7 protein-coding genes are annotated in these 8801 nt (G+C 53.2%); 5 read left to right on the top strand and 2 right to left on the bottom strand.

Annotated features, from left to right (window positions below; all coding sequences use genetic code 11):
* The 4 genes from BLW10_RS03240 to BLW10_RS03225 all read left to right on the top strand — a co-directional run.
* The coding region (locus BLW10_RS03240; protein ID WP_143116993.1) for an ISAs1 family transposase at window positions 1-369 on the top strand (369 nt) is incomplete at its 5' end.
* 122 nt (window positions 370-491) lie between these two features.
* On the top strand, window positions 492-962 hold the full coding sequence (rlmH, locus tag BLW10_RS03235) for a 23S rRNA (pseudouridine(1915)-N(3))-methyltransferase RlmH (RefSeq protein ID WP_091332335.1): 471 nt from the start codon (window positions 492-494) through the stop codon (window positions 960-962).
* A 111-nt stretch (window positions 963-1073) separates the two neighbouring features.
* Window positions 1074-2906, top strand: coding sequence for a glutamine--fructose-6-phosphate transaminase (isomerizing) (glmS, locus tag BLW10_RS03230; protein ID WP_091332360.1), 1833 nt, complete (start codon window positions 1074-1076; stop codon window positions 2904-2906).
* 3 nt (window positions 2907-2909) lie between these two features.
* Window positions 2910-4031 carry a hypothetical protein gene (locus BLW10_RS03225; RefSeq protein WP_091332333.1) on the top strand — a complete coding sequence of 374 codons (1122 nt, stop codon included), beginning with the start codon at window positions 2910-2912 and terminating at the stop codon, window positions 4029-4031.
* A gap of 72 nt (window positions 4032-4103) precedes the next feature.
* Here the strand turns inward: BLW10_RS03225 and BLW10_RS03220 are convergent, their stop codons facing one another.
* The gene (locus tag BLW10_RS03220; protein ID WP_091332331.1) at window positions 4104-5114 is read right to left on the bottom strand and encodes a class 1 fructose-bisphosphatase; all 1011 of its coding nucleotides are present in this window, start codon (window positions 5112-5114) and stop codon (window positions 4104-4106) included.
* Window positions 5115-5326: 212 nt separating this feature from the next.
* Between BLW10_RS03220 and BLW10_RS03215 the strand changes: the two genes are divergently transcribed.
* The gene (locus BLW10_RS03215) at window positions 5327-7456 is read left to right on the top strand and encodes a putative bifunctional diguanylate cyclase/phosphodiesterase (protein WP_091332357.1); all 2130 of its coding nucleotides are present in this window, start codon (window positions 5327-5329) and stop codon (window positions 7454-7456) included.
* 60 nt (window positions 7457-7516) lie between these two features.
* Here BLW10_RS03215 and flgL read toward each other — a convergent pair whose 3' ends face one another.
* Window positions 7517-8794 carry a flagellar hook-associated protein FlgL gene (gene flgL, locus BLW10_RS03210; RefSeq protein ID WP_091332329.1) on the bottom strand — a complete coding sequence of 426 codons (1278 nt, stop codon included), beginning with the start codon at window positions 8792-8794 and terminating at the stop codon, window positions 7517-7519.
* Window positions 8795-8801 lie beyond the last annotated feature (7 nt).

Raw genomic sequence — 8801 nt, 5'->3', positions numbered from 1 at the left:
GCCGGACTCAAGGCGGTGGGACGGGTGGAGTCCACCCGCCTTATCGGCGATCACTCCAGCACCGAAACACGCGAATTCCTCTGCTCGTTCACGGATCTGCCACGCTTCGCCGCCGCGGTGCGCCAGCATTGGAGTATCGAGAATCAACAGCATTGGATCCTCGATGTCCAGTTTGGCGAAGATGCCTGTCGCACCCGCCGCGACCATAGCGCACAGAATCTGGCCCTGCTGCGTCGTATGGCGCTCAACCTCTTGCAGCACAATGGGCCGCCCAAGGACAGTCTGCGCCAGCGAAAACTACGCGCCGCGCTCAACGATAACTACCGGATGGAGCTACTGCTCGGCGAACATAATAGGAAAACTATATAGCGCGATCGCCCTGATAATTGCGGCTGTCAGCTTCCAGCGATCAGCCGCCAGCTTCCAGCAAGAGAAGCGTCGCGATAGATTGGCCGCTGGCAGCTAATCGCTCAAACAACCCACAGGATACTATGCGGATTCATCTGATCTGTGTCGGTCGGCGGATGCCGAGTTGGATCGAAACCGGCTATCGTGAATACGCCAAGCGACTGCCGCACGAATGCGCGTTGCAACTGGTGGAAATCGACCCGGTACATCGCACCAAAACCACGCCGGTGCGCCAAGCGTGCGAAGAAGAAGGGCGGCGGATCCTCAAAGCCATCCCGAAAGGTGCCGAGATCATCGCCCTCGATGAACGCGGCCAATCATGGAGCACCGAGACCCTCGCCGAGCGTCTGCGCAACTGGCTGACTGATGGGCGGGATCGTGCCCTCTTGGTCGGTGGTGCCGATGGTTTATCGCCCGACTGTTTAGCCCAAGCGCACGCTCGCTGGTCGCTCTCGGCGCTGACCTTCCCGCATCCGCTGGTGCGCGTGCTGCTCGCCGAACAGTTGTATCGCGCTTGGAGCTTAACTCAGGGACATCCGTATCATCGCGTTTAGCTCCCAGCCAGAAGCATAAAGCGCGGCGTATTGCTGGAAGCTGATAGCTGGCGGCTGGAAGCTAAAAAACTAGCTGCTTTTTCAAACATTTACAGACAGGTCATCACGCCCATGTGCGGAATCGTTGGAGCCATCGCGCAACGTCCAGTTGCCGCGATTTTGTTAGAGGGTCTGCGCCGCCTTGAATATCGCGGCTATGATTCAGCCGGTTTAGCCGTACTCGATGCGTCAGGACAGCTTCAACGCCGCCGCGAACTCGGCAAGGTCGCACGCTTAGCTGAAGCCGTCGCCGCGCAGCCACTGCCCGGCACGCTCGGTATTGCGCACACGCGCTGGGCAACGCACGGCGAACCCGCTACCCACAATGCCCATCCGCATGTCAGCCATGATCGCTGCATGTTGGTACACAACGGCATCATCGAAAATCACGAAGCCCTGCGCCGCGAGCAGCAAGCGGCTGGCTATATGTTCACTTCGGAAACCGATACCGAGGTGGTGGTTCACGCAATTCATGCGGAATTAGAGCGCGGCGCGTCGCTGATTGACGCGGTGCGCACGGCAACTCGTCGCCTGCGTGGAGCCTATGCACTGGGCGTTATTGACGCTGCCGATCCTGAACATCTGGTGGCAGCGCGTCACGGTAGCCCGCTGGTAATCGGCATCGGCTTCGGCGAGCACTTTATTGCTTCGGATGTCTTTGCGCTGTTGCCGGTCACCAATCGCTTTATCTTTCTCGAAGAAGGCGATCTGGCCGAACTCACCCGCGAGCAGGTGCGCATCTGGGATCACAGCGGGCAGCCGGTCGAACGTCCGATCAAAACCTCGACCGTTGCCGCCGAAGCCACCGAGCGCGGCCCGTATCGGCATTTTATGCAGAAGGAAATCTTCGAGCAGCCGCGTGCCATTGCCGACACACTCGAAGGGCGCTTGAGCGGCGAGCGCGTGCTATTAGAGAGTTTCGGTAATCAAGCCAGCACACTGTTTCCACAGCTTCGCGCCGTGACCATTGTTGCCTGTGGCACGAGTTTTCATGCCGCTTTGGTGGCGCGTTATTGGCTCGAAGGGGTCGCCGGAGTGCCGTGTCAGGTCGAGGTAGCGAGCGAATATCGCTATCGTCAGCCGGTGATTCCGGAACAGGCGCTATTTGTCACCATTTCCCAATCCGGCGAGACAGCGGACACATTGGCCGCCTTGCGTCAGGCGAAAGCAGCGGGCTATGCGGCGACGCTGGCGATTTGTAATGTGCCGGAAAGTTCATTAGTCCGTGAATCGGATTTAGTCTTATTGACTCATGCTGGGCCAGAAATTGGTGTGGCATCAACCAAAGCCTTTACCACGCAATTAGTTGCCTTGCTGTTATTAACGCTGGCGCTTGGGCGCTTTCATCGGCTCAATACTGTAGCCGAAGCGCAGTTAGTCACGCTTTTGCGCACACTGCCGAGCAAAATTGAAGAGGTGTTGCAATTAGATACAACCATTGCCGCATTAGCTGAACGCTTTATTGACAAACAGCATACGCTCTTTTTAGGGCGCGGCGAGCAATACCCGATTGCCTTGGAAGGGGCGCTGAAACTCAAAGAAATCTCGTATATCCATGCTGAAGCCTATCCCGCCGGTGAATTAAAACATGGCCCGCTGGCGCTAATTGATGAACACATGCCCGTCGTCGCCGTTGCACCGAATAATGCACTGCTCGAAAAGCTCAAATCCAATCTGGAAGAAGTCCGTGCTCGCGGCGGTCAATTGATCGTCTTTGCCGATTTTCAGGTGCCACTTGAAGAGAGCGAAGGTGTCACCGTGGTGCGCTTACCCGAAAGTGATGATCTGCTTGATCCGCTGATCTTCACGATTCCGCTGCAATTACTGGCCTATCACGTTGCCGTGCTCAAGGGCACGGATGTCGATCAACCGCGTAATTTGGCAAAATCGGTGACGGTGGAGTGAACTATGATTAAACGCATCACTAAACTCATGCTGCTTGTTATTACTGCCATCGCCATTGGCGTTCTCTGGCAACGTTCTCAACTTGCGGCACTCGCGCTAACGCGCATTGATCCAGTTCCCGAAACCCGCGATATGATCGCGCAAGAACACTATGCTGAAGCCGCCGATTATCTTGGCTTCTTTATGGACTATCCCTACGTCCAAGCTGATCCAGATGCGCAAGCCCTGCAACGCGATCTTGCCGCCAAACGCGACAGTCTTAGTTATCAGGCCGCTAAACTCAGTGAAGGTATCCTTTCTGGTACCAGCGATGAAACCATTGGTCAATTAGCCGGCGTTGTGACCGATTTCGTTGTCATCGGCGATTTACGCGATTTAGCCAAGCAAGGTTTGAATTGGATCAATGGCGAAGAAACCGATGAAGTCATTGCTGCATTAGCCGCAATCGGAGTTGTTGCTAGTGCCGCGCAAGTCGTTAGTGGCATCAGCACGGTTAGCACCGGCGGCGCTGCTGCGCCAACTGTTGCCGCGACAACTGCTGTCAAAGGCGGCACTGTGCTCCTGAAAGCAGCACGCAAAGTGGGTAAATTGCCACCCTGGTTGGGTAAAACGCTGATTAAAGAAGCGGAGATCGTCAAAAAAACCCGCAAATTAGATTCCGTAACGGATTTATTTGGCGATACCTATACCTTAGCTAAAACACGCGGTGGTTTAACGCTTTTGAGCAAAACCGAAGATGCTGCTTCATTGAAACGCATGGCGCGTTTTGCTGAAGCTTTCGGTGAGCACAGTGCCACGCTATACCGAATTGGCGGCGAGGCGCTGCTTAAAACAGCGCAGCGTGTCGGTGAATTAGGGCAGGACACGATCAAATTAGCTGCAACCTATGGCCAGCAGGGGATTCATCTGCTTGATCGTATTGGTGCAATCAAATTTGTCAAATACTCAGCACGAACCTCAAAAATCGCTTACAAAGGTGATTTTATTCAGCTCATCGCCCGGTTCTTGATGCACATTCCGACATGGTTACTCGGCGTGCTGGCAGGACTTGGAATGATGGTATGGATTCCGTGGCAGTGGGTCACACATCGATTTGTGCGACTCAATAATCAAGAAGCGCTGTAAGTCTATTGAGCGTCCAACTTCCAGCCGCCAGCAACCAGCTTATTAGCTAGAAACAGGCGGCTGGCCGCCAAGTTATTCTTGATGGTAGCTCAGAATCCGATCAACTTCGTTTTTTGAGCCGAGAATCACCGGCACGCGCTGATGCAGCGATTCGGGTTGCAGATCCATGATGCGCTCGGTGCCGGTGATCGAGCCACCGCCGGCCTGCTCGACAATGAATGACATCGGGTTGGCTTCATAGAGCAGCCGCAATTTGCCGCCCTGTCCTTTGGCCTTCATCTTGGAATCCATCGGATACATAAAGACGCCGCCGCGAGTCAGGATGCGATGCACTTCAGCTACCATCGAGGCGATCCAGCGCATATTGAAATCATCACCGCGTGGGCCATCTTTACCCGCGAGACATTCATCGACATAGCGTTTTACTGGCGGCTCCCAAAACCGCATATTAGAAGCGTTGACGGCAAATTCACGGGTATCAGCCGGAACCTGCATGTTGGGATGGGTGAGAATAAATTCGCCGATATTTTGATCGAGCGTAAACCCATTCACACCATTGCCAGTGGTTAATACCATCATCGTCGAGGGGCCATACAGCGCATAGCCTGCCGCGACCTGTTGCGTACCAGCTTGCAGGAAATCACGTTCAGTGGCCTCTTGACCACCGCCTGGGCAGCGCAAAATCGAAAAGATCGTGCCGACGGATACATTGACATCAATATTCGATGAGCCGTCGAGCGGATCAAATGTCAGCAAATATTTGCCGCGTGGGTAGTTGGTCGGGATAGGATAAATTTCATCCATTTCTTCCGAAGCCATTGCCGCCAAATGTCCAGCCCATTCATTGGACTTAATAAAGACTTCATTAGAAAGCACGTCGAGCTTTTTTTGCGTCTCGCCCTGAACGTTCTCGGTATCGGCGCTACCCAGTACGCCGACAAGCGCACCGTGGTTGACCAGATGACTGATGACCTTACAGGCCGTGACCACATCATTAAGCAGCGAGGTGAAATCGCCAGTTGCGCCCGCAATGTGGCGCTGCTCCTCAATAATGAATTGGGTGAGAGTCGTGCCGTTGTGCATACTGCTCCTCGTCTTGTCTTGACTACAATCTGAAGTCTTTGTTGTATCGGTCGCACAGTATACGGCGCTTAACGGCGTGCGAACAGGTTATCGGCGCGGCGGATGGCGAATCGCTAAACGCCAGACGGTAGCGAATGGTTATACTAGCGTTCGTCCCGTGTGAACGCACGACGGCCCCGGCCACTCCTGACTCCATGCCACTGTTTGCCGCGATGCCTAATCACGATCCTGCTCACTCGCCCAACTTGTACACGCATACGCGCACGCTCATCGGTCTATCAGCGGCGGCGCTGGTCGCACAGCTGCCAGATCGCGTCGCCTGTGTTGATCGTGGCTGTCGGCTATTAGCGGCCAATTCAGGGTTTCTTGCGCTACGTGACACGACCGCCGCTGTCATTATTGGTCAGCCCATCATGGTAATCGGCTTGGCGCCGTCCCTCACCACGCTGATTTACCGCCATCTCAGTCGCTGTCTCGATCAGGGCTGTGACATGGTTGCCGATTGGTCAGATACCCGCACGGCTGGCGAGCTGCGCGATTACGAGGTGCAGTTGCGCCCCTACCGCGACGCGCCCGACGGCGTACAAGGACTGGTGATTATTATCCGCGATGTGACCGCGCTGCGCGAATCCGAGCGGCGGCGGCGACAACTCGAAGTGGTATACACAGCGACCGCAGAAGGCGTCCTCATCACCGATCCTGACGGTCGCGTGATCGCGGTGAATAGCGCGTTTACGCATATTACCGGCTATGCCGAATCGGAAATTCTCGGCCAAAATCCCAGTCTGCTGAATGCGCATTGGCATAGTCGCGGCTTTTTTATTAGCCTCTGGCGACGCCTACTTCGTAATGGTTCATGGCAAGGTGAAATCTGGAATCGCCGCAAAAATGGCGAAATTTATCGTCAACGCCTAACAATTCGGCGCGTGCTCGATCATCGCGGTCGCCCGAGTCATTTTGTCGGTTTATTTGCCGAACGCACCGCCGCTGCAATTACCGACGCGCCGAGTTTAGCTGAACAGCTCATTCATTATGACGCGCTCACTAAATTACCCAATCGCCTACTCTTTGAATCGCGCTTAGATCATGCGCTCGAATTAGCGCGGCGCAAAGAAACGCCACTGGCATTATTTATTCTCGACCTCGATCATTTTTCACATATCAATACCAGTCTCGGTTATCAAATCGGCGATGATTTATTACGTACTGTTGGCTTAAAATTACGCGAAACCATTCGTCCCGCTGATACGCTGGCACGCTTACGCGCCGATCAATTCGCGCTGCTCTTTGAAGAAATTGAAGATCTCGATGAAACAACCAGCATTGCCAATCGGCTCCAAACCCTTATGAGCGCACCGATTTGGATTCGCGGTCATCAATTGCATGTCAGTCTCAGCATGGGGATCGCGGTCAGCACTGGACAGCGCGAAGATCGCCGCTCACTTATGACTAGTGCCGAAACAGCGTTGCGTCAAGTCAAACGTCAAGGGCGCAATGGCTTTCAACGCCTCACTAGCGCCCCGCATCAAGCGGCCCATCAACAGCAACAATACTGCGAACGCCTGCGAGCGGCATTAAATCGCTCGGAATTGCAATTACGCTATCGTCCGTGCATGAATATGAGCGCCGAGAGTTTAGATTCGGTTACAGTGGCGCTGTATTGGGAATCGCCGGAATTAGGTGTTTTAACGCACGAGCGCATCATCGCATTAGCTGATGATAGCGGTTTACTACCGGAACTCGGTGATTGGGTGCTGGCGCAAGCGTGCCGTCAGCTTCAGACATGGTTTGAGAACGGATTAGCGATCAAGCGGCTGGTAGTTGAAATCAGCGAAGCACAATTTACGCACCGAGATTTAGTGCGTACAGTGGCGCATCATATTGCTGAATATCCAGCAGTCGCAACGCAGTTAGATCTGGAATTTAGCGAACAGCTATTAGTCAAATACCGCACGCAGATTGCTGACGTATTTCAGGGATTGAATGAATTGGGTTTAGGGATTTGTCTTGGAGAAGTTGGTATCGGCTGGACTGCACCGGCATTATTACAACGCTTGCCAATTCGCACACTCAAAATTCATTCGAGCTTTATTGCTGCGCTCCCCAATGCGCATCATGAATTAGCTGTAGTTGAAGCACTAATTGCGATGGCGCAATCACTCGGCCTAGAAATTTGTGCAGATGGCGTGCGCACTAAAGAGCAGCAATATCAGTTACTCAGTATTGGCTGTCTGAAAGCACTGGGTGAATTATTCGGCGAAGCGGCCAGCGCCGATCAATGCGAGTCTTGGATCAATCCGGCTGGCATCCGACCGATGCCAATTGTGCCGATTGAGCATTAAGCTTCCAGCTATCAGCCGCCAGCTTTTAGCGCATTGCTGGAAGCTGATAGCTGGCCTGCCCTAAATAAAATTAAACAACGATAGTTTATTAACTTCAACATAGGTTTGCTGCGCTGCTTGCAGCACAGTTTGCTGAAGTTGAAAGCGACTAATAGCTTCGGCGTAATCTAAATCGGCAATATCCGAGCGCGTTGACCGTAAATCAACGAGTCGCTCATCATTTAAGGCGGTCTGCGTATCAATAGCACTCAAGCGCAAGCCAACTGAGGCGCGTACCGTATCAACACGCTCTAATCCCGAATCAAGATTGCGGAGCGCCATGCTCGTCGCCTGCGATAGCTGCTCGCGGGCATCTGGATCAGTCGATACAGCGGATTCAAAAGCGGTAGCGATGTCATCGAGCGTTTGAAAAATACTCACCTGCGTTAATGGCCGCGAAAGAATTTCATCGCCATCGGCGGGCATGGTTAATGGCACGGTCGGAACAGATAAGGTCACACGCCGACCAGCAAATTCAATCGGTTGATTCGGCACATAGGTACCGCCGATGGTTGCGCCATTCTGATCTTTGATCGCGTTACCATCTAAATCCTGAACTTTATATTTCAGTGTACCGCCATCATCCTCGAATTTAATTCGAAATGTTTGACCAGCACTATCTAAAGCACGATCAAGATTTTCAATTTCGTTTTTCAATTCGACATTAGCGACACCAATTAAGCTATTGCCAGGTGCAAACACCGCTTCCGTGCGCAATCCGCTGCGTTCCGGAATGTTCATAAATACATCAGCACCCGTATCGCCAGTTGCAATGCGGCGATTACTGGCTAGTTCAATTTCACGCACCGATCCTGGGCCTTCAGCGCCGACATAGCTAATGCGTCCGTCATCACTAATCTCAAAGGGCTGCTCTTGCGAGCGCGTGCCGGCAAAGAGATATTCGCCGTTAGTATCCTGACTATTCGCTAGAGCAATGATTTCCCGACGCATTTCACGGATTTCACCGGCGATAATGTCACGATTATTCGGATTATAGGTATCATTATTACCGGCGACGACTAATTCCCGCACGCGCTGCAAGACATTTCCTAATTCGATCAATTGCGATTCTTCGTATTCCAGTTTCGGTTGCGCATAATCGGCGTTGCGCTGATATTGTTCGGTGCCCTTAATTGCAGCACTTAGGTGCATTGATTGTGCTGCGCCACTGGGATCATCAGCGGGCGTGAGAATTTCGCGCCCGGTCGCCATTTGCAGCCGTGTTTTATTAAGCTGCGACAGTGCGCTCTGCATACTGGAGAGGCCAGAGCTAAAAATTTGATGTGTTGAGATACGCATAACTGAT

Origin of the sequence: Allochromatium warmingii, from assembly GCF_900107145.1 — a bacterium.
GTDB classification, from domain to species: Bacteria; Pseudomonadota; Gammaproteobacteria; order Chromatiales; family Chromatiaceae; genus Thermochromatium; species Thermochromatium warmingii.
Note: the sequence above shows the minus strand (reverse complement) of the source record. Positions and strands in the feature narration are given on the sequence as shown.

Coding starts and splice junctions, on each gene's coding strand:
- rlmH (WP_091332335.1), top strand. CDS start 492: ATGCGGATTCATCTGATCTGTGTCGGTCGGCGGATGCCGAGTTGGATC.
- glmS (WP_091332360.1), top strand. CDS start 1,074: ATGTGCGGAATCGTTGGAGCCATCGCGCAACGTCCAGTTGCCGCGATT.
- BLW10_RS03225 (WP_091332333.1), top strand. CDS start 2,910: ATGATTAAACGCATCACTAAACTCATGCTGCTTGTTATTACTGCCATC.
- BLW10_RS03220 (WP_091332331.1), bottom strand. CDS start 5,114: ATGCACAACGGCACGACTCTCACCCAATTCATTATTGAGGAGCAGCGC.
- BLW10_RS03215 (WP_091332357.1), top strand. CDS start 5,327: ATGCCTAATCACGATCCTGCTCACTCGCCCAACTTGTACACGCATACG.
- flgL (WP_091332329.1), bottom strand. CDS start 8,794: ATGCGTATCTCAACACATCAAATTTTTAGCTCTGGCCTCTCCAGTATG.